At 67.5% G+C, this 25,624-nt stretch carries 27 protein-coding genes; 9 read left to right on the forward strand and 18 right to left on the reverse strand.

The features are described 5' to 3' along the window. Window positions 1-45: 45 nt before the first annotated feature. The 3 genes from AC3WLC_RS28280 to AC3WLC_RS28290 all read left to right on the forward strand — a co-directional run bounded on the left by AC3WLC_RS28280 (window position 46) and on the right by AC3WLC_RS28290 (window position 2,674). Complete coding sequence (locus AC3WLC_RS28280; protein ID WP_493687223.1) at window positions 46-987, forward strand: alpha-E domain-containing protein; 942 nt, start codon at window positions 46-48, stop codon at window positions 985-987. A 32-nt stretch (window positions 988-1,019) separates the two neighbouring features. Beyond that, window positions 1,020-1,847 carry a transglutaminase family protein gene (locus AC3WLC_RS28285; protein ID WP_493687224.1) on the forward strand — a complete coding sequence of 276 codons (828 nt, stop codon included), beginning with the start codon at window positions 1,020-1,022 and terminating at the stop codon, window positions 1,845-1,847. A gap of 77 nt (window positions 1,848-1,924) precedes the next feature. Then, window positions 1,925-2,674: a proteasome-type protease gene (locus AC3WLC_RS28290; RefSeq protein WP_493687225.1), complete on the forward strand. Its 750-nt coding sequence runs from the start codon at window positions 1,925-1,927 to the stop codon at window positions 2,672-2,674. 4 nt (window positions 2,675-2,678) lie between these two features. Here AC3WLC_RS28290 and AC3WLC_RS28295 read toward each other — a convergent pair whose 3' ends face one another. Together AC3WLC_RS28295 and AC3WLC_RS28300 are read right to left on the reverse strand one after the other, a co-directional pair. After that, window positions 2,679-3,602, reverse strand: coding sequence for a DMT family transporter (locus tag AC3WLC_RS28295; RefSeq protein ID WP_493687226.1), 924 nt, complete (start codon window positions 3,600-3,602; stop codon window positions 2,679-2,681). Window positions 3,603-3,770: 168 nt separating this feature from the next. Then, a complete protein-coding gene (locus AC3WLC_RS28300; protein ID WP_493687227.1) occupies window positions 3,771-4,271 on the reverse strand; it encodes an RrF2 family transcriptional regulator in 501 nt (166 codons plus the stop codon). 294 nt (window positions 4,272-4,565) lie between these two features. Between AC3WLC_RS28300 and AC3WLC_RS28305 the strand changes: the two genes are divergently transcribed. Continuing rightward, window positions 4,566-6,752 (forward strand): putative bifunctional diguanylate cyclase/phosphodiesterase, encoded by a 2,187-nt coding sequence (locus tag AC3WLC_RS28305; protein WP_493687228.1) that lies wholly within the window; start codon window positions 4,566-4,568, stop codon window positions 6,750-6,752. 10 nt (window positions 6,753-6,762) lie between these two features. Here the strand turns inward: AC3WLC_RS28305 and AC3WLC_RS28310 are convergent, their stop codons facing one another. Continuing rightward, on the reverse strand, window positions 6,763-7,359 hold the full coding sequence (locus tag AC3WLC_RS28310; protein WP_493687229.1) for an exopolysaccharide biosynthesis protein: 597 nt from the start codon (window positions 7,357-7,359) through the stop codon (window positions 6,763-6,765). 81 nt (window positions 7,360-7,440) lie between these two features. Continuing rightward, entirely contained in the window at window positions 7,441-7,710 is a 270-nt protein-coding gene (locus AC3WLC_RS28315) for an usg protein (protein WP_346356868.1), read from the reverse strand. Between the two features lie 178 nt (window positions 7,711-7,888). On the opposite strand from AC3WLC_RS28315, the gene bcsS reads away from it, so the two are divergent. Beyond that, window positions 7,889-8,602: a cellulose biosynthesis protein BcsS gene (gene bcsS / locus AC3WLC_RS28320; RefSeq protein ID WP_493687230.1), complete on the forward strand. Its 714-nt coding sequence runs from the start codon at window positions 7,889-7,891 to the stop codon at window positions 8,600-8,602. A 3-nt stretch (window positions 8,603-8,605) separates the two neighbouring features. Here bcsS and AC3WLC_RS28325 read toward each other — a convergent pair whose 3' ends face one another. The 8 genes from AC3WLC_RS28325 to AC3WLC_RS28360 all read right to left on the reverse strand — a co-directional run bounded on the left by AC3WLC_RS28325 (window position 8,606) and on the right by AC3WLC_RS28360 (window position 15,180). Further along, window positions 8,606-10,222 carry an NTP transferase domain-containing protein gene (locus AC3WLC_RS28325; protein WP_493687231.1) on the reverse strand — a complete coding sequence of 539 codons (1,617 nt, stop codon included), beginning with the start codon at window positions 10,220-10,222 and terminating at the stop codon, window positions 8,606-8,608. A gap of 13 nt (window positions 10,223-10,235) precedes the next feature. Then, window positions 10,236-10,928: an XdhC family protein gene (locus AC3WLC_RS28330; protein ID WP_493687232.1), complete on the reverse strand. Its 693-nt coding sequence runs from the start codon at window positions 10,926-10,928 to the stop codon at window positions 10,236-10,238. A 3-nt stretch (window positions 10,929-10,931) separates the two neighbouring features. Continuing rightward, a complete protein-coding gene (locus AC3WLC_RS28335; protein WP_493687233.1) occupies window positions 10,932-11,561 on the reverse strand; it encodes a LysE family translocator in 630 nt (209 codons plus the stop codon). A gap of 4 nt (window positions 11,562-11,565) precedes the next feature. Then, complete coding sequence (locus tag AC3WLC_RS28340) at window positions 11,566-12,198, reverse strand: LysE family translocator (RefSeq protein ID WP_493687234.1); 633 nt, start codon at window positions 12,196-12,198, stop codon at window positions 11,566-11,568. Between the two features lie 12 nt (window positions 12,199-12,210). Continuing rightward, window positions 12,211-12,537, reverse strand: a complete 327-nt coding sequence (locus AC3WLC_RS28345) for an XdhC family protein (RefSeq protein WP_057188819.1) — start codon at window positions 12,535-12,537, stop codon at window positions 12,211-12,213. Between the two features lie 38 nt (window positions 12,538-12,575). Further along, on the reverse strand, window positions 12,576-13,775 hold the full coding sequence (locus AC3WLC_RS28350; RefSeq protein WP_493687236.1) for a vWA domain-containing protein: 1,200 nt from the start codon (window positions 13,773-13,775) through the stop codon (window positions 12,576-12,578). Beyond that, window positions 13,772-14,146 (reverse strand): nuclear transport factor 2 family protein, encoded by a 375-nt coding sequence (locus AC3WLC_RS28355; RefSeq protein ID WP_493687237.1) that lies wholly within the window; start codon window positions 14,144-14,146, stop codon window positions 13,772-13,774. Before AC3WLC_RS28355 ends, AC3WLC_RS28350 begins: the two co-directional genes overlap by 4 nt. Window positions 14,147-14,262: 116 nt before the next feature. Next, window positions 14,263-15,180, reverse strand: a complete 918-nt coding sequence (locus AC3WLC_RS28360) for an AAA family ATPase (protein ID WP_493687238.1) — start codon at window positions 15,178-15,180, stop codon at window positions 14,263-14,265. A 125-nt stretch (window positions 15,181-15,305) separates the two neighbouring features. Here AC3WLC_RS28360 and AC3WLC_RS28365 point away from each other — a divergent pair, with 125 nt between their 5' ends. Both AC3WLC_RS28365 and AC3WLC_RS28370 read left to right on the forward strand, forming a co-directional pair. Continuing rightward, on the forward strand, window positions 15,306-15,908 hold the full coding sequence (locus AC3WLC_RS28365; RefSeq protein WP_493687319.1) for a trimeric intracellular cation channel family protein: 603 nt from the start codon (window positions 15,306-15,308) through the stop codon (window positions 15,906-15,908). Window positions 15,909-15,973: 65 nt separating this feature from the next. After that, window positions 15,974-16,330 carry a SnoaL-like domain-containing protein gene (locus AC3WLC_RS28370; protein WP_493687240.1) on the forward strand — a complete coding sequence of 119 codons (357 nt, stop codon included), beginning with the start codon at window positions 15,974-15,976 and terminating at the stop codon, window positions 16,328-16,330. Window positions 16,331-16,627: 297 nt separating this feature from the next. Here the strand turns inward: AC3WLC_RS28370 and AC3WLC_RS28375 are convergent, their stop codons facing one another. From AC3WLC_RS28375 to AC3WLC_RS28385, 3 genes are all read right to left on the reverse strand, one after another. After that, window positions 16,628-17,434: an FAD binding domain-containing protein gene (locus AC3WLC_RS28375; RefSeq protein WP_493687241.1), complete on the reverse strand. Its 807-nt coding sequence runs from the start codon at window positions 17,432-17,434 to the stop codon at window positions 16,628-16,630. Window positions 17,435-17,451: 17 nt separating this feature from the next. Continuing rightward, complete coding sequence (locus AC3WLC_RS28380; RefSeq protein ID WP_493687242.1) at window positions 17,452-19,815, reverse strand: xanthine dehydrogenase family protein molybdopterin-binding subunit; 2,364 nt, start codon at window positions 19,813-19,815, stop codon at window positions 17,452-17,454. Between the two features lie 107 nt (window positions 19,816-19,922). Continuing rightward, window positions 19,923-20,420 carry a (2Fe-2S)-binding protein gene (locus AC3WLC_RS28385; protein ID WP_493687243.1) on the reverse strand — a complete coding sequence of 166 codons (498 nt, stop codon included), beginning with the start codon at window positions 20,418-20,420 and terminating at the stop codon, window positions 19,923-19,925. Window positions 20,421-20,758: 338 nt separating this feature from the next. On the opposite strand from AC3WLC_RS28385, the gene AC3WLC_RS28390 reads away from it, so the two are divergent. After that, window positions 20,759-22,102: a methyl-accepting chemotaxis protein gene (locus tag AC3WLC_RS28390; RefSeq protein WP_493687244.1), complete on the forward strand. Its 1,344-nt coding sequence runs from the start codon at window positions 20,759-20,761 to the stop codon at window positions 22,100-22,102. A gap of 3 nt (window positions 22,103-22,105) precedes the next feature. Here AC3WLC_RS28390 and AC3WLC_RS28395 read toward each other — a convergent pair whose 3' ends face one another. Further along, the gene (locus tag AC3WLC_RS28395; protein WP_493687245.1) at window positions 22,106-22,558 is read right to left on the reverse strand and encodes an SRPBCC family protein; all 453 of its coding nucleotides are present in this window, start codon (window positions 22,556-22,558) and stop codon (window positions 22,106-22,108) included. A gap of 167 nt (window positions 22,559-22,725) precedes the next feature. Between AC3WLC_RS28395 and pcaB the strand changes: the two genes are divergently transcribed. Continuing rightward, a complete protein-coding gene (gene pcaB, locus AC3WLC_RS28400) occupies window positions 22,726-24,096 on the forward strand; it encodes a 3-carboxy-cis,cis-muconate cycloisomerase (protein WP_493687246.1) in 1,371 nt (456 codons plus the stop codon). 127 nt (window positions 24,097-24,223) lie between these two features. On the opposite strand, the gene AC3WLC_RS28405 is transcribed toward pcaB, so the two are convergent. Then, on the reverse strand, window positions 24,224-24,739 hold the full coding sequence (locus AC3WLC_RS28405) for a flavin reductase (protein WP_493687248.1): 516 nt from the start codon (window positions 24,737-24,739) through the stop codon (window positions 24,224-24,226). A gap of 126 nt (window positions 24,740-24,865) precedes the next feature. Continuing rightward, window positions 24,866-25,552: a GntR family transcriptional regulator gene (locus tag AC3WLC_RS28410; protein ID WP_493687249.1), complete on the reverse strand. Its 687-nt coding sequence runs from the start codon at window positions 25,550-25,552 to the stop codon at window positions 24,866-24,868. Between the last annotated feature and the right edge of the window lie 72 nt (window positions 25,553-25,624).

Consider the following 25,624-nt stretch of genomic DNA (forward strand, 5'->3'; position numbering starts at 1 on the left):
CGTTTTCGCCCTAGTTCGCATCACCCCGGAATCCCGGACCTGAGCATGCTTTCCCGTACCGCCGACAGCCTCTACTGGGTCTCGCGCTATGTGGAGCGGGCCGAGTACCTCGCCCGTATCCTCGACGCCACCACCCGCCTGACCAACCTGCCCTCCGCCTATGGCGGCGCCGGCACCGAATGGCAGAGCGCGGTCGCCACCGCCGGCTGCGAAGATACCTTCGCCAAGGCCTACGGCGAGGCGAACGAGCGCAATGTCTGCGATTTCCTCAGTTTCAATCCGGACAACCCCACCTCGATCCGCAACTGCTTCGCCCTCGCCCGCTCCAACGCCCGCGCCGTGCGCACGGCGCTGACCTCGGAAATGTGGGACGCGCTCAACGGCGCCTGGCTCGAACTCCAGCGCTTCGAGCGCAAGCGCATGGACCGCGAGGAGTTCGCCCGCTTCCTCGACTGGGTGAAGAGCGTCTCGCTCGCCTTCGACGGCTCGGCCTACCGGACCATGCTGCGCGACGACGGCTACTGGTTCTCGCGGCTCGGCGTGAATGTCGAGCGAGCCGACAACACCGCCCGCATCCTCGACGTGAAATACCATGTGCTGCTGCCCGAGACCGAGCAGGTCGGCGGCTCGCTCGACTATTTCCAGTGGACCACGATGCTGCGCGAGGTCTCGGCGCTGACCGCCTATCACTGGGTCTACCGCCAGGCGGTGAAACCGACCCTGATTGCCGACCTCCTGATCCTCAATCGGCGCATGCCGCGCTCGCTGGCGAGCTGCTACGAGAACATCTCGCGCTTCCTCGACCAGATCGGCGACGCCTATAACCGGCACGGACCGGCCCAGCGCCAGGCGCGCAAGACATTGACCCATCTTGCCAACACGCCGATCGAGGCGGTTCTGCAGCGCGGGCTGCACGAGTTCATCGAGGACTTCATCACCGAGAACAACCGCCTCGGAAACGTCATCGTCGAGCAATACCTGCAGTAAGAGTCTCCAACAGGACTTGGACTCCTCCCCGCATGCGGATCCGGATCTCCCACAGCATCGCCTATTCCTATGCAGAGCCGGCGCGCCAGCTCAGGCAGGTCCTGCGGCTGACACCGCGCGACCATGACGGCCAGCACGTCATGTCGTGGCGCATCGCGCCCGATATCGACGGGCGCCTGCATGCCGGGCAGGATCCGTTCGGCAACATCACCCACGACTTCTCGGCCGAAGGGGCGATCGAGGGCTACACGATCGAGATCAATGGGCTGGTCGAGACCGTCGACCTCGCCGGCGTGGTCCGCGGTGTGACCGAGAAGGTGCCGCCCGACGTGTTCATGCGCGACACCCGCCTGACGCAAGGCAGCGAAGCGCTACGGGCGCTCGCCGACAAGGCCGCCAGCCGCGACGGCAGCGACCTCACCAAGCTGCACGCGCTGATGGAGACGATCCACGCCGAGATCCGCTGCGTACCGACCGCCGACCATGTCGGCATCGGCGCCGCGGCCTGTGTCGAGGCCGGCGAAGGCATCCCGCAGGATGTAGCCCATGTCTTCATGGCCTGCGCCCGCATGCTCGGCGCTCCGGCGCGCTATGTCTCCGGCTATGTCGCGGCCTCGGACACGCTGCCCCATGCCGACGGCGCCCATGCCTGGGCAGAGGCCTATCTGCCCGATTATGGCTGGATCGGCTTCGATGCCGCCAACGGGCTCTGCCCGATCGACACGCATGTGCGTGTCGCCGCCGGGCTCGACTTTGCCGATGCCGCCCCGGTCCGCGGCGCCCGCACCGGCGGTCAGGGCGAGAGCCTCCTGGTCGAGGTCAGCGCCCAGGCGGCCAAGCCGCGCTTCCAGGGACAGTGACGCCCAGCGCATTGTCCCCGTCATGAGCGCCTGATACCAGCCTCGCACGCCGTCCCGGCGCGTTGCGGAGTTCGACCTTGACCTATTGCGCCGGCATCCTCGTCCAGGACGGGCTCGTGATGATCGCCGACACCCGCACCAATGCCGGGCTCGACGACATCTCGACCTTCCGCAAGCTGCACATCTTCTCCTGGCCGGGCGAGCGGACCATGGCGCTCGCCACCGCCGGCAATCTCTCCCTCACCCAGTCGGTGGTCAGCCTGCTGCATGAGGGCATCCCCAATCCCGAAACCGGCGAGGCCGAAACGCTGCAGAACGCGCCCTCGATGTTCCGCGCCGCGCAGCTCGTCGGCCGCGCCGTGCGCGTCGTGCGCGAGACCGATGGCGAGGGGCTGCGCGAGGCCGGGGTCAAATACGACATGTCGCTGCTGTTCGGCGGCCAGATCAAGGGCCAGCCGATGCGGCTCTTCATGGTCTACTCGGCCGGAAACTTCATCGAATGCGGCATGGACGCGCCCTTCCTCCAGATCGGCGAGCACAAATACGGCAAACCGATCCTCGACCGCGCCGTCACCTTCAAGACCCATCTCTACGACGCGCTCAAGGTCGGGCTGATCTCGATGGATTCGACCATGCGCTCCAATCTCGGCGTCGGCCTGCCGATCGACATCATCGTGCTTCGGCGCGACGCCGCCGCTCCCGAGCTCAACCGCCGGATCGAGGCGGGCGAGCCCTATTTCCACGACCTGCGCGAGCGCTGGTCGGCCGCCTTGCGCGCCGCCCATATGGCGATCCCGCGCCCGCCCTATGAGCCGACCGAGAGTTGAACCTTCAATTGCCGCCGCTGCGCCGATATTCCGCAATCAGTATGCCCATGATCACGAGCAGCAGCGCAGCGGCGTGATAGGCGGCGAAGGCCTCGCCCAGGATGACGATCGCGAGGCTGGAGCCGAAGACCGGAACGAGGTTGGCGAACATGCCCGCTCGCCCCGAGCCGATGATCTCGACGGCGCGGATGAAGAAGATCTGCGCCAGCAGCGACGGAAATACCGCGACATAGGCCAGCACCAGCCAGCCCTTCATCGTCGGCAGGGAGAATTGCCCAGAGGCCACCTCGGCGCCGAGTAGGGCAAGCGAAGAGAGCGCCGCGACCGGGGTGATCGCGGCGAAGAAGACGATGCTTGGAACCGGCGGACGCTTGCGCAGCAGCAAGGAATAGGTCGCGTAGAAGGCGGTCGCGACCAGGACGAGAAGGTCGCCGGTGTTCAAGGCAAGCTGCCCGAGCGTCGCAAGCTCGCCCTTCGTCGCCACGACGGCGACACCGAGAACTGAGACGATCATCCCGGCCCATTGCAGCGGGCGCACCGGCTGGCCGAACAGCATGAGGGCACCGATCAGGATCATCGCCGGCATGGCAGCCGTGATGATGTTGATGTTGAGCGCCGTGGTCGAATGCGCGGCCCAATAGATGAGGGAATTATAGGCGGTGAAACCGATGATCCCCATGGCGAGGAGATAGGGTTTGTGCGCTCGAAGCTCCGGCCAACATGCCCGCAAATGGCGCCGGTACAGGGCGAACATCACGGTGCCGACGACGATCCAGCGCAGTGACGTCAGTGCGATCGGCGAAATCTCGCCGACCGCCAATCTCCCCGCGACCGAGTTTCCACCCCAGAACAGCATGGTCAGCACGAGAAGCAGGTAGGGGTTCGAGAGAGGCGGCGTCCTTCCGCTGATCTGGGCGGCATTGGTCACGGCTGCGTTCCTCTTAGCTTGAATTCAGCACGAGCGCGTTCGCTGCCGCGCTGGCGCGAGGCTTGATGAATTGCAGGGTTGAATGGAGATGCCGGGGTGACGGCTAAGGCGGCCGCACAGCGGCGACGCTTCGGAGCGCCTCGGAGATCAGCGGCAACGCCGAGCGTTTCACGAGATGGTCTTCCGCTCGTTGCGGGCGAGCCATTCCTGCGTTCCGGAAATGACGCGCGGGTCCGCCGTCTTCGCAACGCCAGCAGCGAGCGACGCCAGGGTGTGCCCGGCCAGCGCCTGCCGCCAGGCCGCCTCGGCGCTCAGCATGGCCCTGTTGATGCCGCAGGGCCCGCGATAGGCACAGGCTTCCACCGCGGTGGGGCCACGCTGGCGGATCTCGGTACAGCGGAACGCCGGTTGCTTGCCATCGATGGCCTCGACGATGTCGAGCAAGGTGATCTCGGCAGCGTCGCGTGCGAGCCGATAGCCGCCACGCGGGCCTGGGACCGATTCAAAAATGCCGGCCGTCACGAGTGCCTTGAGATGCTTCAGCAGATAGGTTTCGGAAACCCCATGATACTCGGCGAGCGCCTTGCCCGGGATCGTGGCCCGGCCAGTCAGGCCGGCGACGACGATCGCGCAATGCGCGCCCCACTCCACGCCCTCGCTCAGCTTCATCGGTCGGTCTCCTGATCCCCTCCATAATCATGGATGAATTATATCCATGATTCAAGCTTGCCGCTCCCCCGATCTGCGCGCGCGGGGCTTGAGCGCCTTGCGCGCTGCGCATCTCGCAACCCTGCCCCACCTCACGAACCGGCGGGCAAACTGCGTCGGCCCGGCGATTTCGGTCGGAAAATCCGCATCTTCACCGGTTTCTCGGCGGTGCTGGAAACCGGATGGCAAGATTCCCCTGCCAAGGTCCGCTGTCAGCGTGCCGCTACAGGTCCCGTCTTGCCGACACACGTGAAGATGACGAACACCGAATCGTCGGCGCGCATGCTGACCCGCACGCTGGCGACGCTGGCGGCTGCGTTCGCGCTCGTGCTGACGGCGGTGCTCGGCGTGATGTCGGCAATGGTCAGCGACACCAACCAGCTCGAGGCCACTCGCCAGCGCGATCGCGTCGAGACGGCGCTGACGACGCAGGCGCATCTACGCCGGCTGCGCTTCGAGAATCTGCAGGCCGCGGGCGTGTTGCAGCCGGTCCTCAACAGCCTCCTGCCGAGCGCGACCCTGCAATGGGCCTTCGCCCAGCTCAGCAATCGCTTCCTCGATTTCGACGGCACCTATCTGGTCACCGCCTCCGGCCGCGTCCTCGCCGGCATCGAGCGCGGCGAAACCGCGACGCAGGCCGGCTATGACGCCCTCACCCGCCTTAGGCTCGACCTGCCCGGCGGCGCGGCGCCGGCGGAAGCGCACGGCATCGGCGACGGTCCGATCACCGCCATGCTGCTCCAGAACGGTCCCGACACCGTCGGCGTCATGGCCGCCGACCTGCGCAAGGGCGAGCCGGCGACCCGCCCGGCCTCGCCCGAGGCCGCCGCCTTCATCGTCGGCTATCGCAAGGTGACGCAGGCACAGCTCGACGAACTCGCCTTGCGCTATCGCCTGCCCCGGCTGGAAGTCGTGAGCGAGCGCCCCGCCAACCCGCTCGGCCGACGCGATATCCCCTCGCCCGACGGCACGGTGAGCGCCTGGCTGGGTTGGACGCCGGAACGCCCCGGCGATGCGATGATCAGCCAGTTCGCCTGGGCGCTGGGCGCGGTCAGCGCCCTCTTCGCCGCGCTCTTCGTCTACGTCTTCCTGCGCCTGCGCAACGCCGCCCAGCAGATTGCCCTGCGTGAGAGCCAGATCCATCGCCTCGCCGGCCAGGACGAACTCTCCGGCCTGTCCAACCGCCGCACCTTCGACCTGCGCCTCGACCAGGAGATCGCCCAGCTCGGCCGGACCAAGAGCGGCCTCGCCGTGCTGCTGCTCGACCTCGATCGCTTCAAGGCCGTCAACGACACCTATGGCCACAATGCCGGCGACGAGCTGATCCGCCAGGTCGCCAAGCGCCTGACCACGGTCCTGCGTCTCGGCGATACGGTGGCCCGCCTCGGCGGCGACGAGTTCGGCATCATCCAGACCAACATGGCCGCGGCCAATGCCAGCGCCGCGCTCGGCCAGCGCATCCTCGACGCGCTGACCGAGCCCTTCGAGATCGGCGGCGTCGCCGTCAGCATCGGCTGCTCGATCGGCATCGCCAATGCGCCGCGCGACGGCGCAGACCGCAGCACGCTGCTGCGCCTCGCCGACACCGCGCTCTACCAGGCCAAGAACGAGGGCCGGAACCGCTATTCCTTCTTCGAGCCACAGATGAACCGGGCGCTGCATCTCAAGCGCATGGTCGAGGAGGATTTGCGCAACGCCATCGCCCGCGACCAGCTGCTGCTGCACTTCCAGCCGCAGGTCTCGATCGACGGCTCCACCATCGTCGGGGTCGAGGCGCTGGTGCGTTGGCCGCATCCCGAGCACGGGATGATCCCTCCGTCCGAGTTCATCGGCATCGCCGAGGAACGCGGCCTGATCGTGCCGCTGAGCGAATGGGTGCTGCGCCGCGCCTGCGAGCAGGCCCGGCAATGGCCGGGTATCAAGCTCGCGGTCAACGTCTCGCCGATCCAGTTCCGCCACAAGGACTTCGTCGCGAGCGTGATCCGCGTCCTCGACGAGACCGGCTTCGACCCCGAGCGGCTCGAGCTGGAACTGACCGAGGGCGTGGTGGTCGAGGATGCCGATGCGGCCGAGGCTGCGATGATGGACCTGCGCGCCCATGGCGTCAGCCTGGCGCTCGACGATTTCGGCACCGGCTATTCGAGCCTGATCTATCTGCGCCGCTTCGCCTTCGACAAGATCAAGATCGACCGCTCCTTCCTCGAATATATGGAAGCGACCGGCGAATCCGCGATCCTCGTCCATTCGGTCGTGCATCTCGGCCGGGCGCTCGGCCTGCGCGTCTGTGCCGAGGGTGTCGAGACCGCCGAGCAGCACCGTTTCCTGCAGGCAATCGGCTGCCACGAATTGCAGGGTTTCCTGTTCTCCAAGGGCGTGCCGCCCGAGGAGATCGACCGCCTGCTGACGCTGGACCGGCCGTTCGAGCAGGCCCTCGCGGCGTGATCTGCAAGCCTTAGAAGAAGCTCGCCAGCCAGCTCACCAGCGCATAGGCGAAGCCGGCCGACAGAGCGAGGCCGGCGACGCCGACCACGGCCCCGGCGATGATCAGCACACCGTCGCGCTCGACCAGGCCGAGCCCAACCAGGCAGACCGCGAGCCCGAGCGGGATCTGGCCGATGAAGGGCGCGGCCACGATCAGCCCGAGCGCCAGGAACAGCAGCACCGCACCGAGCACCGGCAGCGCGAAGGGGCCACCCAGCATGGTCAGCCGCGGCTTCGAGAAGCGCTCGAGCCGGATCAAGGGCGGCAGAGCGCGCTCGACCGCGCGCGCCAGGTCCGTCTGGGCGATCGTCCGGTCGAGCAGCCTGTGCGGCAGCCAGGGCGTCGCCCGGGCCATCAGCATCTGCGCGGCGACGAAGGCGAGCACCAGGCCGCAGACCAGCGGGATCGGCGGAGGCATCGGCAGGCAGTTCGGCAGGCCGAGCAGCACGACGAGCAGCGCATAGGCCCGGTCGCGCAGCGCCGCGACGATGTCGCGGACGGCGACGCGCGGGCCCGGCAGATGAGCGAGCGCGATCAGCAATCCGGAAGTGCGCAGGGGGGAGGACAAGCAGGCTCGCCAGGCGATGAGCAGGGCCTGCGGCCTAGCATGCCCCGCTGCGCGCCAACAACCCCACCGGCTGCATGCCCGTCAATGCAAGGTCAGCACGCCGTTCACATTGACGATCTCGGCCGGGCGGATGAGGTGCGAATGCGCCACGGTGATCGAATGCAAGGGACCGTCGAGCTCGCGCCGCCAGAAATCGAGGAACTTGTGCAGCTCCGGAAAGCGCGGGGCGAGGTCGTAGTCCTGCCAGACGTAAGTCTGCAGGAAGTCCGGATGATCCGGCATGCGGTAGAGGATCCTGGCGGTCGTCAGCCCATAACCTGCCAGTTGGCGGAGGAAATCCTGCGAGACCATGACCGATACGCTCCTTGATCGAAGAAGACGATGAGCCGGCTGCCTTCAGGCTGCTCCTGGATGGTTAACAAACGCTTGCGGGAATTTCTCCAACTGCCACACTCATGACATGTGGGAAGCCGTCCCTCGGGACGGAAGGGGCGTTGGCGTGGCGTGGGGGGTCGCGAGGCGTTCGGGCATGCTCGCGCGCGCCATCGGCGCGGCGATAACGCTCGCCTCCTCGCCCGCGAAAGCCGATCCGGCCCTGATGGAACGCAGCCCGCTCTCGCTGGCGATCTTCGGCTCGCTCGAAACCGATGCCAGCAAGACCTATGGCTCGGTCGGGCTGAAATGGGCGTTCGGTGACAGCGGCGGGCTCGACGCCAGCGGCTTCCGTCTCGGCCTGAAATGGGGCGAGAGCGTCGAGCCGGCCCAGCGCAAGCCGAAGCAGGGGCGTCTCTACAAGACCGAGTTCAACGCCCTGCTCGGCTATGAATGGCGGATCGACGATACGTTCCTCTCGCTCTCGGCCGGCCCTGAGATCGAAGCCCGCTACAGCGAAACCCGCAGCCAGCGCAGCTTCGAGCAGCGCGGCATGCTGCGCCTGCAGGCCGATCTCTGGTCGAAACCGATCGAGAACTGGCTGCTGCAGGCCAATGCCTATGCGGTCCCGTCCGATCGCAGCCGCTATTGGGGGCGCCTCGCGGGAGGCTGGCGGCTGATGGACGAGCTCTATCTCGGCCCCGAGATCGAGGGCTATCGCGAGCGCGACTATCACAAGCTGCGGCTGGGCCTGCATCTCACCGGCCTGCACCTGTTCGGCCTCGACTGGCGCCTCGCCGGTGGCGTCCAGAAGACGCGGGACGAGAAGGCCGGCGCCTATGTCACGCTCGGCCTGCTCTGGAAGCGGTGAGGGTCAGCCGCGCGGCCCCTGCCCTGTCAGCGCCCGCAGCGCTTCGGGCGTATCGATGTCGAGCGCAACTGCGGGGTCGTCGAGCGCGATCTCCTCGACCGCGTCGCCGGCCGCATCGAGCAGGCGGCGCGCGCCCTGGTCGCCGCTCAGCTTGGCGACCTCGGCGAAGAGCTTGCGCGCCAGCAGCACCGGATTGCCGCGCTGCCCGAGCAGGGTCGGCGCCACGGCGAGCGCATCGGGACGATCGGCGAAGGCCTGGGCCAGCCGGTCGATCACCCCCGCGGTGACGTTCGGCATGTCGCCGAGCGAGACGACGACGCCGGGCCCCTCCTTCGGCAGCGCCGCGAGCCCGGCCTTAAGCGAGCCGGCGAGCCCCTCTGTGAAGGCCGGGTTGTGCACGAAGGTGACGTCGAGCCCGGCGAGCGCGGCACGGACCTCGTCCTGCTGGTGACCGGTGACGACGATCACCGGCGCGGCGCGCGAGGCGAGCTGCGCCTCGACGGCGTGGCGCACCAGCGGCTTGCCGCGCACCTCCTGCAGCAGCTTATTGCCGGCGCCCATCCGGGTCGAGCGCCCGGCCGCCAGCACGATGCCGGCGACGGCGGCCGCCTCGCCATGACCGGGCGCGCGCGGCTGCGGCCGCGAGACGATCTCCATCAGCAGGCCGCCGACGCCCATCTTCTGGATCTCGGCGCGCGTCACCGGCACCTTGGCGAGGCTGCGCTGCAGCACCCAGTCGAAACCGTTCTCCTTGGGCGAGCGGGCGCAGCCGGGCGCACCGATCACCGGCTTGCCGTCGAGCTCGCCCAGCATCAGGAGATTGCCGGGGTCGACCGGCATGCCGAGATGCTCGACCGTGCCGCCCGCCTCGACCAGCGCCTTGGGCACGACGTCGCGCCGGTCGGTGATGGCGGAGGCGCCGAAGACGACGACCATCTCAGCCGGCCCGGCGACCGCCTCGCGGATCGCCTGCGCCAGCGGCGGGCTTTCGTGCGGAACGCGGGCATCGCGCTCGATCGCGGCCCTGGCCGGTTCGAGCCGCTCGGCCATGGTGCGCAAGGTCTTGTCGACCACGCTGGTCTTCAGGCCGGGCAGCAGCGTCGAGACCACCGCGACCGATTTCAATTTGTATTCGGCGATCGCGATCGGCTTGTCGGCGCCGAGCCGCTCCAGTGCCTCTTCGATGCGCTTCTCCGGCACGGCATAGGGAATGATCTTGACCGTCCCGACCATCTCGCCGGCGACCACCGGCTTCAGCGCCGGCAGGGTCGCGACCGTGATCGCCTCGTCGACGCCGTTCAGCGCATCGATCACGGCGGCATCGATCTGCAGCACCCCCGGCGCCGCGGCGAACAGGTTGACCCGGCCGGTGAACGGCGCCTCGGTCACCACAGCCCGGCCCGCCAGCGCCCGCGCCAATTGTTCCGCGGCGGCGTTCTCATCGATGTCGCCGGGCTCGAGCTGCACGGCTACGATCTCGCTCAGGCCGGCGGCGGCAAGCTTGCGCGCATCCTCCTCGCCGATCGTCGCGCCCTTGCGCACGATCGCCTCGCCGGCACGCACCGTATGGGCCGCAACCGCGCCGGCGGCTTCAGCGATGAGAATGGGACCGAACTTCATCAGGCTTAGTCTTTCAAATCGGCTTGCGACGCGGGCCGCGCAGGGCCTGCACGATCTCTCCGAGGATGGCGAGCGCGATCTCAGCCGGCGAGACCGCGCCGATGTCGAGGCCGATCGGCGCACGGATGCGTTTCACATCGGGCTCGCCGAAGCCGGCCTCGGCGAGCCGCTCCAGCCGCTTGCCATGCGTCTTCCGGCTGCCGAGCGCACCGATATAGAAGCAGTTCGAGCGCAGCGCCGCCTGCAAGGCGGGATCGTCGATCTTCGGATCATGCGTCAGCGCGACGAAGGCGGTGTAGCCGTCGAACGGCACCTTCTGCAGCGCTTCCTCCGGCCACTCGGCGAGCAGCGTCACCTCCGGGAAGCGCTCCTGCGTGGCGAAGGCGGTGCGGGGGTCGATCACCGTGATGTCGAGATCGAGCAACTTGGCCATCGGCGCCAGCGCCTGCGAGATATGGACCGCGCCGGTGACGACGATGCGCGGCGGCGGCGCCTGAACGGTGAGAAAATAGGGCTTGCCGTCGACCTCGACAGTGCCGCTCTTGCCGCTGCGCACTTGCTTGTCGAGCGCCTCCGCCAGCTCATCGCCAGCGAGATCGGCCTCCTTCACCAGGCGCTGCACGCCTGTCGCAAGATCGGTCACCAGCACGGTCGCGCGCCTGGCGGCGCGCTCGGCATTGAGCGTGGAGAGAAGCGAGAGGTCCATGGCTCAGTTCCGGTCGAGCGCGATGCGGGCGCCGAGCCCGATCAGGATAGTGCCGCCGATCGCCCGGATCACGCGCTGCGCCGCACCGTTGGCGGCGACCTTCGCCTGCATATAGGAGGCGGTCAGCACCGTCAGGATCGACGAGGAGGTGAAGAGCAGGTTGACCAGCACGCCGAGGATCAGGAACTGCGCCCAGAGCGGCAGGCTCGCCGACGGATCGACGAATTGCGGCAGGAACGACACGAAGAAGATCGTCGTCTTCGGGTTGAGCAATTCGACCGCGAGGCTGTCGGCAAGCGCCCGCATCGGCGTGCGCGGCGCGACATCGGCAGCGGCCTCAACCGGCGCCACGCGGCGGAAGAAGCTGATGCCGAGCCAGATCAGATAGGCAGCGCCGAGCAGCTTCATTGCCAGATAGAGTTCCGGCACATGCCGGAAGATCGCCGACAGGCCGAAGGCGGCGGCAAGGACATGGACATAGTCGGCGAGGTGAACGCCGAGCACCGCCATGAAGCCGGCCTTGCGGCCGCGCGACATGGTCTGGGCGGCGATGTAGAGCACCGCCGGTCCGGGGATATAGGCGAAGACGAGCGTCGCCAGGACGAGTGCGAAGAGGACTTCGATCGACGCCATAGGGTCAGCCCTTGTCGGTGGCGAGCTTGAGGCCGAGCGCGATCATCAGCGAGCCGCCGAGCCAGCGCCCGAAGGCGAAGCCGGCGCGGCTCGCCTTCATCGTCTTCATCACCAGGCTGGCAGCCAGGACGGTGACGAGATCGGCCGAGGAGAAGGCGAAGTTGACGATCGTGCCGAGGATCAGGAACTGCGCCCAGACCGGCATGGCGGCAGCGGGATCGACGAACTGCGGCAAGAGCGCGATGAAGAACAGCGCGACCTTCGGGTTCAACACCTCGACGATGAAGGAATCGATGAGCGCGCGCCGGACCGTCTTGGCCGGCGCCACGATCTGCACGTCGCCACCGCCCAGCTTGGAGCGGATCATGCCGATGCCGAGCCAGACCAGATAGAGCGCCCCGACGATCTTCACCGCGACATAGAGCTCGGGCACGTGCTTGAACACCGCCGACAGACCGAAGGCCGCGGCGACGACATGGACATAGCAGCCGAGATGGATGCCGAGCATCGCCATCAGCCCGGCCTTGCGGCCATGGGCGATGGTCTGCGCCGCCGTGTAAAGCAGCGCCGGACCGGGGAAATAGGCGATGACCAGCGTCACCGTCGCGAAGGCGAGAAGCGTTTCCCAGGAGGGCATCAGCGCGTTCCCTTAAGCCCGGACCGGTTCGACATAGACCTTGATCCGGCCGCCGCAGGAGAGGCCGACCTGCCAGGCGGTCTCGTCGGCGACGCCGAACTCCAGCGTGCGCGGCTTGCCGTCGGCGATGACGTCGCCGGCCTCGGCGACGACCGCGCCCTCGACGCAGCCGCCCGAGACCGAGCCGAGGAAATTGCCCTCGCCGTCGATGACGAGATGCGAGCCGACCGGGCGCGGGGCCGAGCCCCAGGTCTCGACCACGGTGGCGAGCGCGACGCCGCGCCCGGCCTTGGCCCAGGCCTCGGCGGTGGCGAGGATGTCGGTGTCGGTGCTGATCATGGGAACGGTCCCGCTACGGATATTGTTGAGATCATGACTCAACCCGCCTTCTTCAACCACTGGCGCGGATCGGTGACCTGCCGTGCGTCGGATGAGAGCGCGGCGCAAAGATCCGCCATCGCCGCGAGGTTGTGGATCGGCCGAAACTGGTCGACATGCGGCAGCATCGCCCGGATGCCGCTGGCGCGCGCCTCGAAGGCGTCATAGCGCAGGAGCGGGTTGAGCCAGGTCAGCTGACGGCAGGAGCGGTGCAGTCGGTCCATCTCGAAGGAGAGATCGGGCCCCAGATGCCGCTCCAGCCCGTCGGTGAAGAGCAGCACCACCGCCCCGCCCGCCAGCACCCGGCGCGACCAGACCCGGTTGAAGGCGTGCAGCGCCGAGGCGATGCGCGTGCCGCCCTCCCAGTCGGGCGCCGCCTTGCCGGCGAGCGCCAGCGCCTCGTCGGGGTCGCGGGCGCGGAGCATGCGCGTGACATTGGTCAGGCGCGTGCCGAAGACGAAGGAATGCACGCGCCGGCGCTGTTCGGTGACGGCATGCAGGAAATGCAGGAAGATGCGCGAATACTCAGCCATCGAGCCGGAGATGTCGACGAGCGCGACCAGTGGCGGATGAACCTCGGCTCGCTCGCGGAAAGCAAGATCGATCGAGGCGCCGCCGCCCCTGAGCGAGCGGCGGAAGGTGCGGCGCGGATCGATCCTTGCCCCGACATGAGCAGGTTGGAAGCGCCGCGTCGGCACCGCGTCATTGGGTAGGCGAAGTTCCGCGATGAGGTGGCGCGCCCTCGCGATCTCGGCCGCGCTCATCTGGGCGAAATCGCGCGATTTCAGCGTCTCGCGTTCGGAGACGGTGAGCCGCGCGCTGAGCTCGGTCAATTCGACCGGCGGCTCCTCCTCGCGCGGCGGCGGGGTGAAAGCCTCGGCGACGCGCAGGGCCCCTGCCTCCGGTTTCTGCGGCTCACTGTCGACCCGCGGCGTCACCGGCGACATCTGCGCCATCAACTTCTCGATCAGCCCGCGCCGGCGCCAGAACAGCCGGAAGGCCTGATCGTAGACCGCTGAATCCTCGTGCTTCTTCACGAAGATCGCGTGCAGCGCCCAATAGACATCGTCGCGCCCGCCGAGCGCCCCATCCGCCAGCGCCTCGACCGCCTCGACCACGGCGCCCGGCCCGACGCGCAGGCCGGCGCCCCGCAGGGCACGGGCGAAATAGGCGACGTTCTCGGGCAGCTTGCCGGTCAAGCGGCCGTCTCGGTCATGAACACCTTCTGCGCCACGACCCATTTGCCGTCGACCTTCAGGAACGAGAGAAGGTCGGTGAAATAGCGCGGCGGCATCTGGCACTTGACCTTGACCAGCGCCATGGACGGCCCGACCAGGTCGATCGCGAGGATATGGTCGCCGCGCTCCAGCCCGGTCTCCTTCGGCGACTTGCGGCCCCGCACCGCCTCGAACCACTGCTCGCGCGGCACGACCTTGAGCTCACCGTCGAGCGACTGCGTCAGCGCGCTGGTCGGGTGGAAGACCGATGTCAGCTTGTCGACGTTGCCTTCATAAAGCCCGTCGAGATAGGTCCAGGTCGCGGCTTCGATCGCCTTGATGTCATCGTTCATCGCTTCTCTCCCGTCATAGCGCGTCATACTCGGGCTTGACCCGAGCATCTCGGAAACCAGTTTCGTCCCGCCCGAGTTTCTCGGGTCTGCGCTTCGCTCCGCCCGAGAATGACGGGCTACCCTCGCGCCGCCTGCTTGGCCTGGTCGAGCAACTCGCCGACCTTGGAGCCCTGCATCGCCTGGATATCGTCCTGATACTTCAGCAGTGCGCCCAGCGTGTCGGAGACGATCGCCGGATCGAGCGCCACCGCATCGAGCTCGACCAAGGCGCTCGCCCAATCGAGCGTCTCGGCGACGCCCGGCGCCTTGAACAGTTCCTCCTTGCGGATCGCCTGCACGAAGGACACCACCTGCTTGGCCAGCTTGGCCGGCGCAGCCGGCGTCTTCGCCTTGAGGATCGCGAGCTCGCGGGCGGCGTCGGGATAGCCGACCCAATGATAGAGGCAGCGGCGCTTCAGCGCGTCATGGACCTCGCGGGTGCGGTTCGAGGTCAGGATCACGATCGGCGGCTCGACCGCCTTTACCGTACCGAGCTCGGGGATCGTCACCTGCGCATCGGCCAGCACCTCGAGCAGGAAGGCCTCGAAGGCCTCGTCGGTGCGATCAAGCTCATCGATCAAGAGGATCGGCGCCCCGCCCTCCTGCGGCTCCAGCGCCTGCAGCAGCGGGCGCTTGACCAGATAGCGCTCGGAGAACAGGTCGCTCTCCAGGCGCTCGCGATCGCCGGCGACGCCGCCGGCCTCGGCGAGGCGGATCGCCATCATCTGGCCGGCATAGTTCCATTCGTAGACGGCGGAGGCGAGATCGAGCCCTTCATAGCATTGCAGGCGGATCAGCCGGCGCCCGAGCGCTGCCGAGAGCACCTTGGCGATCTCGGTCTTGCCGGTGCCGGCCTCGCCTTCGAGCAGCAGCGGGCGCTTCATCCGGAGCGCCAGGAAGAGCACGGTCGCCAACGCCCGGTCGGAGACATAGCCCTGGGATTGCAGCAGGGACAGCGTGGCGTCGATGGAGGTCGGCAATGAAGCAGTCGTCATGCGGTCCCGGTCTTGGCAGATGTCGCAGCGGCGCCAGCCTCACAAGGCCGGTTTGACCTGTCGCTTTCCTTAGTCCCTAACAGGCCGGAGGGATAGCGAGCGGAGAATCCGGCGTGCTCGGCGCAATGTACATCGTCGCGATCATCGTCGAAGCCATGTCCGCTGCATTGGCGGCCGGCCGCCGCAGCATGGACTGGGTCGGCGTCTGCATGCTCGGCAGCATCACCGCGCTCGGAGGCGGCTCGGTCCGCGACATGCTGCTCGGCCATTATCCGCTGAGCTGGGTCCAGCATCCGCACTACCTGCTGATCACCGCCGGGGCGGCGCTCGTCACCATCGGCCTCGCCCGCTTCATGCACAGGCTGCGCAAAATCTTCCTGCTGCTCGATGCGGTCGGCCTCGTGCTGTTCACCGTAATCGGCTGCAATGTCGCGCTGGAGATGCAGCAGCCTTTCATCATCGTGATCACCGCCGGGCTGATCACCGGCTGCGTCGGCGGCGTGCTGCGCGACATGCTCTGCGCCGATGTCCCCCTGCTCTTCCGCAGCGAGCTCTATGCCACCGTCTCGGTGGTGACAGGACTGATCTACGTGGCCGGGCGCGGCGTCGAGCTGCCGCACGACTTCGTCACGGTGCTGGCCATGACGGTCGGACTGGTGCTGCGCGTGATGGCGCTCCGCTTCAACTGGAGCATGCCGAAATTCGTCTACACGCGCGATCTGCACTGAGCGACGTCACTCTGCTGCCGGGTTCTGGTCGCAGGCTCCGCCAGATTGCGGGCGGAGGACAAGCCATGACCAGCACAGCCGAACTCGCTGCCGATTTCGTCGCCCTGCTCAAGGAGGGCAAGCACGAGGAGGCGGCGCGCACCTACAATGCCGAGGACATCGCCAGCTACGAGAACATGCCCGGGCCGATGGCCGAGTGCCACGGCAAGCAGGCGGTGAAGGGCAAGGGCGAATGGTGGACCGCCAATCACGAGGTCCACGAGTTCACCACCGCGGGCCCCTATCTCAACGGCGACCAGTTCGCCGTGCATTTCTACTTCGACGTCACCGTCAAGGAGAGCGGCGAGCGCCGCAAGATGCACGAGATCGGACTCTACACCGTCAAGGACGGCAAGATCGTTGAGGAGCGGTTCTTTTATTGAGCCTCATCCGTCATTCCCGGGCGAAGCGAAGCGCAGAGGATTTTCAACAGGAGCGATCTGATTGGACATGCGCGAGGAACCCCTCTCCTGGAAGGAGAGGGGCAGGGGTGAGGTGTTCGGACTGCAAACGTTGGCTTGAACCTGACCGTGCGGTCAGCGCTCGCGACACTGGTCTGATCTCCTACACCTCACCCTGCCCTCTCCTTCCAGGAGAGGGTTCCCCGCGCCTCTATCGTCATTGATCAATCGAACCAGACAGCCGGGGGTCGAGCCCGAGCATGACGTGCTACGACTGGCTCAAGCCTTCCCCGTCGCCTGCGCCACGGCCTGCTTGGCCATCACGCCGATGAGATGGGCGCGGTACTCGGCATCGGCATGGATGTCGCCATTGATGCCCTTGGCGGTGTGCTTGAGGCCATCGAGCGATTTACCCGCGAAGCGCGCCTTCAGCGCCGCCTCCGCTTCCGGCCAGCGGAAGACGCCGCCCTCGCCCGCTCCGGTCACCGCCACCGCGATCTCGCTGCCGCGCTTGGCGACGAAGACGCCGACCAGCGCATAGCGCGAGGCCGGATTGCGGAACTTGGCGTAACCCGCCTTGGACGCCACCGGGAACGAGACCTTGACGATAATCTCGCCCTCCTCCAGTGCCGTCTCGTAGAGGCCGCTGAAGAACTCGTCGGCCGGCAGCTTGCGCTTGTTGGTCACCACCGTCGCGCCGAGCGCCAGCAGCGCCGCCGGATAGTCGGCCGCCGGGTCGTTGTTGGCGACCGAGCCACCGATCGTGCCGCGATGGCGCACATGCGGATCCCCGATATGGCTGGCGAGATAGGCCAGCGCCGGGATCGCCTCCTGCACCTCCGGCGAGGCTGCGACGTCGGCATGCGTCGTCATCGCGCCGATCACGAGGTTGCGGCCCTTGCGGGCGATGCCCTTGAGGTCGGCGCATAAGGAAAGGTCGACCAGCGCGCCGGGCGAGGCCAGGCGCTGTTTCATCGTCGGCAGCAAGGTATGGCCGCCGGCGAGCAGCTTGGCGTCCTCCTTCTTGGCGAGGAGGCTGGCGGCCTGACGCGCGGTGGCCGGGCGGTGATAGGTGAAGGCGTACATCGTCTCGTCCTTTCAGATCACTCGGCAGCCATGCGGCTGAGCGTTTTCTGCGCGGCACGCCAGACGGCCTGCGGCGTCGCCGGCATGGCGATGTCCTCATGGCCGAGCGCGTCGGTGATGGCGTTGATGACCGCGGGCGGCGAGGCGATGGCACCGGCCTCGCCGCAGCCCTTGATCCCCAGCGGGTTCGACGGGCATGGCGTCACCGTCATACCGACCTCGAAGGACGGCAGGTCGTCGGCGCGCGGCATGCAGTAGTCCATGAAGCTCGCGGTCACGAGCTGGCCATCGGCATTGTAGCGGGCACCTTCGAGCAGCGCCTGGCCGACGCCTTGGGCGATACCGCCATGGACCTGGCCCTCGACGATCATCGGGTTGATGACGTTGCCGAAATCGTCGACCGCCGCCCAGCGCTCGATCCTCGTCATGCCGGTGTCGGGATCGATCTCGAGCTCGCAGATATGGACGCCGGCCGGGAAGGTGAAGTTGGTCGGGTCGTAGAACGCCCCCTCCTTCAGCCCCGGCTCGAGATCCTGGCCGTTGAACTTGTGCGCGACATAGGCCTGCAGGGCGCAGGAGCCGAAATCGAGCTTCCGGTCGGTGCCCTTGACGGTGAAATTGCCGTCCTTGAAGTCGATATCGGCCTCGTCCGCCTCCAGCACATAGGCCGCAACCTTCTTGCCCTTGGCGATCACCTTGTCGATCGCCTTGAAGATCGCCGACATGCCGACGGCACCGGAGCGCGAGCCATAGGTGCCCATGCCCATCTGCACCTTGTCGGTGTCGCCATGGACGATCGAGACGTTCTCCAGGGGCACGCCGAGCCGGTCGGAGACGAGCTGGGCGAAGGTCGTCTCATGGCCCTGGCCATGGCTGTGCGAGCCGGTCAGGACCTCGACCGTGCCGATCGGGTTGACCCGGACCTCGGCCGATTCCCACAAGCCCACGCCGGCGCCGAGCGAGCCGACCGCGGCTGAGGGAGCGATACCGCAGGCCTCGATATAGGCGGAGAAGCCGATGCCGCGCAGCTTGCCATTGCGGGCGGAGTCACGCCGCCTCTTCGGAAAACCTTTGTAATCAATGATTTCCATCGCCTTCTTCAGCGAGGCGCTGTAGTTGCCGGTGTCGTACATCATGATCACCGGCGTCTGGTGCGGGAACTTCCTGACGAAGTTCTGCGTGCGGAACTTGGCCGGATCCTTGCCGAGCTCACGCGCCGCGACTTCGACCAGCCGCTCGACCACGAAGGTCGCCTCAGGCCGGCCGGCGCCCCTGTAGGCATCGACCGGGGCGGTGTTGGTGTAGACCGCATCGACCTCGCAATAGATCGCCGGGATGTCGTACTGGCCCGAGAGCAGCGGCGCGTAGAGATAGGTCGGCACCGACGACGAGAAGGTCGAGAGATAGGCGCCGAGATTTGCGGTGGTATGCACCCGCATCGCCAGCATCTTGCCCTCGCCGTCCATGGCGAGCTCGGCATGGGTGACGTGGTCACGGCCATGCGCGTCGGAGAGGAAGGCCTCGGTCCGGTCAGAGGTCCATTTCACCGGACGGCCGACCTTCTTCGCCGCCCAGACGCAGACCGTCTCCTCGGCATAGATGAAGATCTTCGAGCCGAAGCCGCCGCCGACATCCGGCGCGATCACCCTGAGCTTGTTCTCCGGCGCGATGCCGATGAAGGCCGAGAGCACGAGCCGCGCGACATGCGGGTTCTGGCTGGTCGTATAGAGCGTGAAGGCGCCCTCGCCCTGGTCGTAATCGCCGACCGCAGCGCGCGGCTCCATCGGGTTCGGCACCAGCCGGTTGTTGACGATGTCGAGCTTGGTGACGTGCTTGGCCGCCTTGAAGGCAGCCTCGGTCGCGCCCTTGTCGCCGAGATGCCAGTTGAACACCGTATTGTCCGGCGCCTCGGCATGAACTTGAGTCTTCGACTTCGCCGCGCCCGCGGTATCGGTCACCGCCGGCAGCACGCCATAGTCGACGACGATCGCCTCGGCCGCGTCACGCGCCTGCGCCAGCGTCTCGGCTACCACCACCGCGACATGATCGCCGACATAGCGGACCTTGCCCTGCGCCAGCGCCGGATGCGGGCCGGCCCTCATCGGCGAGCCGTCCTTGTTGTGGATCATCCAGCCGCAGATCAGCCCGCCGACCTTGTCGGCTTCGAGATCGTCGCCGGTGAAGATCCCAAGCACGCCGCGCATCGCCGCGGCGGCTTTCGTATCGATCTTCTTGAGCGTGGCATGCGCATGCGGCGAGCGCAGGAAATAGGCATGGGCCTGGCCCGGCCGGTTGATGTCGTCGGTATAGCGGCCCTGGCCGGTGATGAAGCGGTGATCTTCCTTGCGGCGGACGGGAGCGCCGATTCCGGTGGCGGACATGGATTCCTCCTGGCGTGGCGCCTCTTGGTGGGCGCTATCAGCATGTTTCGGGGATCACATCGGAAGAAGGCAGCGCCGGCCCTGGCCTGCGCAGCCTCGGGAACACGCTACTCGGCGGCCTGCCGGGCCGGGACAGCGCCGCCCATCGCCTCGGCTCCGGCCGCGATCGCCTTGACGATGTTGTGGTAGCCGGTGCAGCGGCAGATATTGCCTTCGAGGTCCTCGCGGATCGTCTTCTCGTCGAGGTGGTTGCCGCGCCGGTTCACGATGTCGACCGCCGACATGATCATGCCCGGCGTACAGAAGCCGCATTGCAGGCCGTGATGCTCGCGGAAGGCCTCCTGCATCGGATGCAAGGTCCCGCCATTGGCGAGGCCCTCGATCGTCGTCACCTGGGCGCCCTCGCAGGACAGCGCCAGCGTGGTGCAGGCCTTCACCGCCTTGCCGTCGAGATGCACGACGCAGGCTCCGCACTGGCTGGTGTCGCAGCCGACATGCGTTCCGGTCAGTCTGAGATTTTCGCGCAGGAACTGCACCAGGAGGGTGCGCGGATCGACGGTCGCGGTGACGGCCTTGCCGTTCACCGTCATGGACAGATTGGCCATGGGGCACTCCTCCGAAAGCCTGTTTTCTGAACGGCCGACGACATCTCGAAGGCCGCACGATCCATGCGCCGGCCCGTCACGGACCAGCGGAGAATTTCCTTGGAACAACTTCAAAAACCAATGTGGACCCGGGATTTTCCGCGGTCAAGCGGGCAGCCATTCCGCGAGCGGCCCCGTTTGGCGATGTTTTTGCATGGTTTTGGCGAATGCCTCCCGGAAAGCAGCTTCGCGAAGCACAACCGGCGCGAGCCGTCCCTTTGCCGAATTCTTAACCACGCCCATGCAACCTCATGGGCTGGAATGACGATCTCCGATCGTCGCGCTCATGGATGGCGCGGTTGGCTACGATCCTCGAACACGTCCAGCGTCGCCTCAAGGCGATCGGCTATGACGAGCGCCAGCGCCTGCGCCTGCGCCGCTATCGCGCCATCGTCGAGCGTGTCATCGTCGAGGTCGTCGAGCAGGATTTCGCGCGCGCCTTCGCCATCCACCCGATGCTGAAGCTCGCGGTCGAGCCGGCCGCGGCCGAGCTCTATGCCGCCGAGGCCGACCATTTCCGCCTGCTCTTCGAGGGCGATTTCGACCAGCGCTATTGCGACTCGCTCGAACGGCTCACGCTTCTCGAGCGCCACGGCCAGGTCGGCGCCCGCGCCCGCGCCTCGATCGCCTTCACCCTGTTCCGGATATTTCTGGAGGAAAGCCGCACGCGCCTCGTCTTCTCGCGGCGCGACATCCCGCATGATCTCTTCATCATCGAGCGGGTGCTGACCTATGACGTCAACACCGCGATGTCGCTCGACCGCGAATTCGAGGCGGCGGAGGCGCGCCGTCGCGGCGTCGCGCTCGACGAGGTCGCTGCGACGCTGACCTCGCGCATCGGCCAGCTCGACGGCGCGATCAGCAAGGCGGTCGACCTCTTCGTCGACACCGCCGGCGAGACCTCGGCGGCCAGCAGCTTCATCAAGGAGCAGGTCGGCTCCGTCACCCAGACCTCGCTGCTCGTCCGCGAGAAGGCGATGCAGACGGCGGCAGCGACGGAGGAGATGTCGGCCAACATCGCCGAGATCGGCCAGCGCGCCCGCCAGAGCCTCGAGATCGCCAACCGGGCCGTCGCCGATGCTCAGGCGATGGACGAGGCGATCGCCCAGCTGCGCCAGGCCACCAGCAGCATCGGGACAGTCGTCGGCATGATCGCGGACATCGCCGCGCAGACCAATCTGCTCGCCCTCAACGCCACCATCGAGGCGGCCCGCGCCGGCGAATCCGGCCGCGGCTTCGCCGTGGTCGCGGCCGAGGTGAAGTCGCTGGCGACGCAGACCGCCTCGGCAACGCAGGAGATCGCAGCGCAGATCGCCGAGCTCTCGGCCAGCGCCGAGGCCTGCGGCGTCCGCGCCGCCTCGATCGGCGCGACGATCGGCGAGATCAAGTCGGATTCCGAGGCGATCTCGGATGCGGTCGCCCAGCAGAGCAGCGTCACCGGCGGCATCGCCCGGCACGCCGCCGAGGTCGCGCATGGCTCGGACGAGGCGATCGACAGCGCGACCCGCGTCAACGACAGCCTCGGCAAGACCGAGAAGGCGCTGGAGCGCGCCAATGCCGCGGCGGCCGACATCGCCCTCCAGGTCGGCGCCGCAGAGGCAACGGTCAGTGAGGCGCTCGCCGCCCTGCGCCGAGCGTCTTGAGCGTCAGCCCTCGCTGACCGCCTTGGCGAAATTGGCGAAGAACTCGTCGGCCAGCTTCTTCGAGACCGAATCGATCAGGCGCGAGCCGAGCTGCATCAGCTTGCCGCCGACCTGCGCCCCGACCTCGTAGCGCAGCAGGGTCTGCCCGCCCTCGGCCTCTTCGAGCATGACCTTGGCGCCGCCCTTGGCGAAGCCGGCAATGCCGCCCTCGCCCTCTCCGACGATACGGTAGCCGTTCGGCGGGTCGAGGTCCTGCAATTCGACCTTGCCCTTGAAGGTCGCCTTCACCGGGCCGAGCTTGACCTTCACCACCGCCGAGAAATGCGTGTCGTCATCCTTGGTGAGCTGCTCGCAGCCGGGGATGCAGGTCTTCAGCACCTCGGCATCGTTGAGCTTTTCCCAGACCACCTGCTTGGCCGCGGGCAGTGTTACTTCGCCGTTCATCGTCATCGCCATGGCGTCGTTCCTCACCGTTCTCCGAAGCCACTGACATGTTGCAGGCCTGGCCGCCTCGGGTCTATCCAAGTTCCCCTAATCCATGACCGGAAAGCACCGGCGCGCACAAGAGGACGAAGCTGGGATGTGGGTTGCAACGACCGCTCCGCACCAAGGCGCGCCCGGACATGGCTGAGGACAGCCTCTATGGCGAGCTTTTCGCCGATCGCGAGATGGCGGCCGTCCTCGACGATCGCGCCGCGCTGCAGGGCATGCTCGATTTCGAAGCCGCCCTCGCCCGTGCCGAGGCTGAAGCCGGTGTCATTCCGCCCGCTGCGGCCGAGGCGATCGCCCCGCAATGCAAGGCCGAGCTCTATGACATCGCAACGATCGGCAAGGCCGCGACGCTCGCCGGCAATCCGGCGATCCCGCTGGTCAAGGCGCTGACGGCCCGCGTCACCACGGTCGATGCCGAGGCGGGCAAATGGGTGCATTACGGTGCGACCAGCCAGGACGTGATCGATTCCGGCCAGGCCCAACAGTACCACGCGGCGCAGGAGCTGATCCTCACACGGTCCGCCCGCCTCGCCCATGCCCTCGCCGCTCTCGCCCGCGATCATCGCCGCACGCCGATGATCGGCCGCACCTTCCTCCAGCATGCGGTGCCGATCTCCTTCGGGCTGAAGGCCGCCAACTGGCTCGATCCCATCGTCGCCTTCCACGACGATTTCATGATCTGGGGGCAGTCCGCGCATCAGCTCGGCGGCGCCGCCGGCAGCCTCGCCTCGCTCGGCGACAAGGCCGATGCGGTCTCGGAAGCCTTCGCCCGCATCATGCCCTCGATCGGCGCCGTCCGCGTGCCCTGGCACACCCAGCGCCGGCGCCCGGCCCGGATCGCGACCGAGCTCGGCCTGCTTCTCGGCCATCTCGGCAAGATGGCCCAGGACATCTCGCTGATGGCGCAGACCGAGATCGCCGAGCTCGCCGAGCCGGAAGCGCCCGGCAAGGGCGGCTCCTCGGCCATGCCGCACAAGCGCAACCCGGTGCTGTGCACGCTGATCCTGACCGCGGCCAAGCGCACGCCCGGGCTGGTCGCGACCATGCTCGCGGCGATGCCGCAGGAGCATGAGCGCGCCATGGGTGGCTGGCACGCCGAATGGCCAACCTTGCGCGAGCTCTTCCTGATTGCGGGCGGAGCGCTCAACCATGCGGTCGCGCTGGTCGAGGGACTGCAGGTCTTCCCCGAGCAGATGCAATACAATCTCGACCTGACCAACGGGCTGGTCATGGCAGAGCGGGTCTCGCTCGCGCTGGCCCAGACGATCGGCCGCGGCGAGGCGCATCACCTGCTCGAGGACGCCAGCCGCGACTGCATCGCCAGCGGCCGCCATCTCAGGGACGTCCTGGCCGAGCACCCGAAGCTCGCCGGCAAGCTCACTGGCGAGGAACTCGACGACCTGTTCGACCCGACGACCTATCGTGGCGCGACCGACGCCATCATCGACCGCATCCTCGTGCTCTATGAGGAAGAGCGGGAATACATGGGCGGCAATGGCTGAAGGAGATCAGAGCGCTCTTCGTCGTTGCGAGGAGCGCAGCGACGAAGCAATCCAGGCGGACGTTGAGCTCGATGCCCCTGGATTGCTTCGCAACGCTCGCAATGACGAAGGAAGCCGGGATGCCTTTTCAGAACCCGCCAAAGCGGCGATGGCGGTAGACCAACCCCGGGCCGGAACCGCCGCCGCCGATCGCCACCACCTGGCCGATCAGGATGCGGTGAGTGGTGACACGGTGAACCGCGGCGACGCGGCAATCGAAGCTGGCGAGCGCGCTCGCCAGCACCGGCGCCCCGGTCGAGAGCTCGCCCCATTCGCCGATGGCGAAGCGCTCCTCGCCCGTCAGGCCGCGCCGGCCCGAGAACACCGTGGCGAGCTCGTGATCGGCCGCCGCCAGCGTGTTCACGCAGAAGATGCCGCTCTCCTCGATCGCCGCCAACGTCCGGCTGGCGGCCTCGATGCAGACCAGCACGGTCGGCGGCGAGACCGAGACCGAGGCGACAGCCGTCGCCGTCAGACCCGCCCGGCCCGCCGGACCGAGGGTCGTCACGATATGGGTGGCGCTCGCCACCTGCGCCATCGCCTCGCGAAAGGCCTGCGCATCGGGGAGCGCGGCGCGTAAGGCGGCATCGACCATGCTGTTCATCGCCCAACTCTGCGCGAGGTTACTGCCTTTTATCTAAGCGCGCAGGGGTAAAAGGCCAGTTGCGTCAATTGTCGACATCCCGGGCGTTTCTGCGGCAAGGTTAAGATATATCACGATGCGACGGACTCACTCACGGCGCAGCGCCGCCAGCAGCCCGGCGCGCAGATGCATCATCAGCGCATCGCTCGCCTCGGCGGCAGCTCCGGGCTCCCCTGCGACCAGCGCCTGGGCGAGGATCACGTGGTGCTGCGCGGCCGGCACGAGGTCGACCTGCCGGTCGAAAAAGTACCAGGCCCGCCGGATCAGCGCCTGCAAGGGCTCGACAGCCCGGCTGGCATAGGGACTGCGCGCCGCCGCCGCGACCAGCGTATCGAGCTCCTTGTCGAGACGCATATAGGCGTTGACGTCGTCCGCCTGCGCCGCCTCGCGCATCGCCCGTGCCTTGGCCAGGATGGCGCTGCGCTCGCCCGGACCGGCCCGCCTGGCCGCCTCCGCCGCGATCAGGCGCTCCAGCACCTCGCGCGCATCGAGCGCCGCCATCACGTCGATCGCATCGATGGCGGTGACGACGACGCCTTTGCGCGGCAGGATCTCGACCAGCCCCTGCTGGGCCAGCCGGATCAGCGCCTCGCGCACCGGCGTGCGGCCGACCGCGACGAGCTCGATCATCTGCGCCTCGGTCAGCACCGCGCCCGGCCGCAGCGACAGGGTCACAATCGCCTCCTCGAGACGGCGATAGGCCAGATCGGACAGGCTGGCGGAAGCGCGGGCGCCGACGATCTCCTCGCCGGAAACGCGGGCATCCTCGGTCATGGGCGGCACCCGTGATGCTTGACGCTTCGGATAGCGTTGATATATCAGAACTTTCAACCAGACCGCAAGGCG

The sequence above is a fragment of the Allobosea sp. GW821-FHT03A12 genome (assembly GCF_058986765.1).

What these genes read in the sequence shown, in the direction of transcription:
- AC3WLC_RS28395 (WP_493687245.1), bottom strand. Translation starts at nt 22,558, where the DNA reads ATGGCGATGACGATGAACGGCGAAGTAACACTGCCCGCGGCCAAGCAG.
- AC3WLC_RS28405 (WP_493687248.1), bottom strand. Translation starts at nt 24,739, where the DNA reads ATGAACAGCATGGTCGATGCCGCCTTACGCGCCGCGCTCCCCGATGCG.
- AC3WLC_RS28340 (WP_493687234.1), bottom strand. Translation starts at nt 12,198, where the DNA reads ATGCCCTCCTGGGAAACGCTTCTCGCCTTCGCGACGGTGACGCTGGTC.
- AC3WLC_RS28380 (WP_493687242.1), bottom strand. Translation starts at nt 19,815, where the DNA reads ATGTCCGCCACCGGAATCGGCGCTCCCGTCCGCCGCAAGGAAGATCAC.
- AC3WLC_RS28315 (WP_346356868.1), bottom strand. Translation starts at nt 7,710, where the DNA reads ATGGTCTCGCAGGATTTCCTCCGCCAACTGGCAGGTTATGGGCTGACG.
- bcsS (WP_493687230.1), top strand. Translation starts at nt 7,889, where the DNA reads ATGCTCGCGCGCGCCATCGGCGCGGCGATAACGCTCGCCTCCTCGCCC.
- AC3WLC_RS28330 (WP_493687232.1), bottom strand. Translation starts at nt 10,928, where the DNA reads ATGGACCTCTCGCTTCTCTCCACGCTCAATGCCGAGCGCGCCGCCAGG.
- AC3WLC_RS28375 (WP_493687241.1), bottom strand. Translation starts at nt 17,434, where the DNA reads ATGTACGCCTTCACCTATCACCGCCCGGCCACCGCGCGTCAGGCCGCC.
- AC3WLC_RS28355 (WP_493687237.1), bottom strand. Translation starts at nt 14,146, where the DNA reads ATGAACGATGACATCAAGGCGATCGAAGCCGCGACCTGGACCTATCTC.
- AC3WLC_RS28300 (WP_493687227.1), bottom strand. Translation starts at nt 4,271, where the DNA reads ATGAAGCTGAGCGAGGGCGTGGAGTGGGGCGCGCATTGCGCGATCGTC.
- AC3WLC_RS28365 (WP_493687319.1), top strand. Translation starts at nt 15,306, where the DNA reads ATGTACATCGTCGCGATCATCGTCGAAGCCATGTCCGCTGCATTGGCG.
- AC3WLC_RS28305 (WP_493687228.1), top strand. Translation starts at nt 4,566, where the DNA reads ATGACGAACACCGAATCGTCGGCGCGCATGCTGACCCGCACGCTGGCG.
- AC3WLC_RS28360 (WP_493687238.1), bottom strand. Translation starts at nt 15,180, where the DNA reads ATGACGACTGCTTCATTGCCGACCTCCATCGACGCCACGCTGTCCCTG.
- AC3WLC_RS28335 (WP_493687233.1), bottom strand. Translation starts at nt 11,561, where the DNA reads ATGGCGTCGATCGAAGTCCTCTTCGCACTCGTCCTGGCGACGCTCGTC.
- AC3WLC_RS28370 (WP_493687240.1), top strand. Translation starts at nt 15,974, where the DNA reads ATGACCAGCACAGCCGAACTCGCTGCCGATTTCGTCGCCCTGCTCAAG.
- AC3WLC_RS28410 (WP_493687249.1), bottom strand. Translation starts at nt 25,552, where the DNA reads ATGACCGAGGATGCCCGCGTTTCCGGCGAGGAGATCGTCGGCGCCCGC.
- AC3WLC_RS28280 (WP_493687223.1), top strand. Translation starts at nt 46, where the DNA reads ATGCTTTCCCGTACCGCCGACAGCCTCTACTGGGTCTCGCGCTATGTG.
- AC3WLC_RS28345 (WP_057188819.1), bottom strand. Translation starts at nt 12,537, where the DNA reads ATGATCAGCACCGACACCGACATCCTCGCCACCGCCGAGGCCTGGGCC.
- AC3WLC_RS28325 (WP_493687231.1), bottom strand. Translation starts at nt 10,222, where the DNA reads ATGAAGTTCGGTCCCATTCTCATCGCTGAAGCCGCCGGCGCGGTTGCG.
- AC3WLC_RS28285 (WP_493687224.1), top strand. Translation starts at nt 1,020, where the DNA reads ATGCGGATCCGGATCTCCCACAGCATCGCCTATTCCTATGCAGAGCCG.
- pcaB (WP_493687246.1), top strand. Translation starts at nt 22,726, where the DNA reads ATGGCTGAGGACAGCCTCTATGGCGAGCTTTTCGCCGATCGCGAGATG.
- AC3WLC_RS28385 (WP_493687243.1), bottom strand. Translation starts at nt 20,420, where the DNA reads ATGGCCAATCTGTCCATGACGGTGAACGGCAAGGCCGTCACCGCGACC.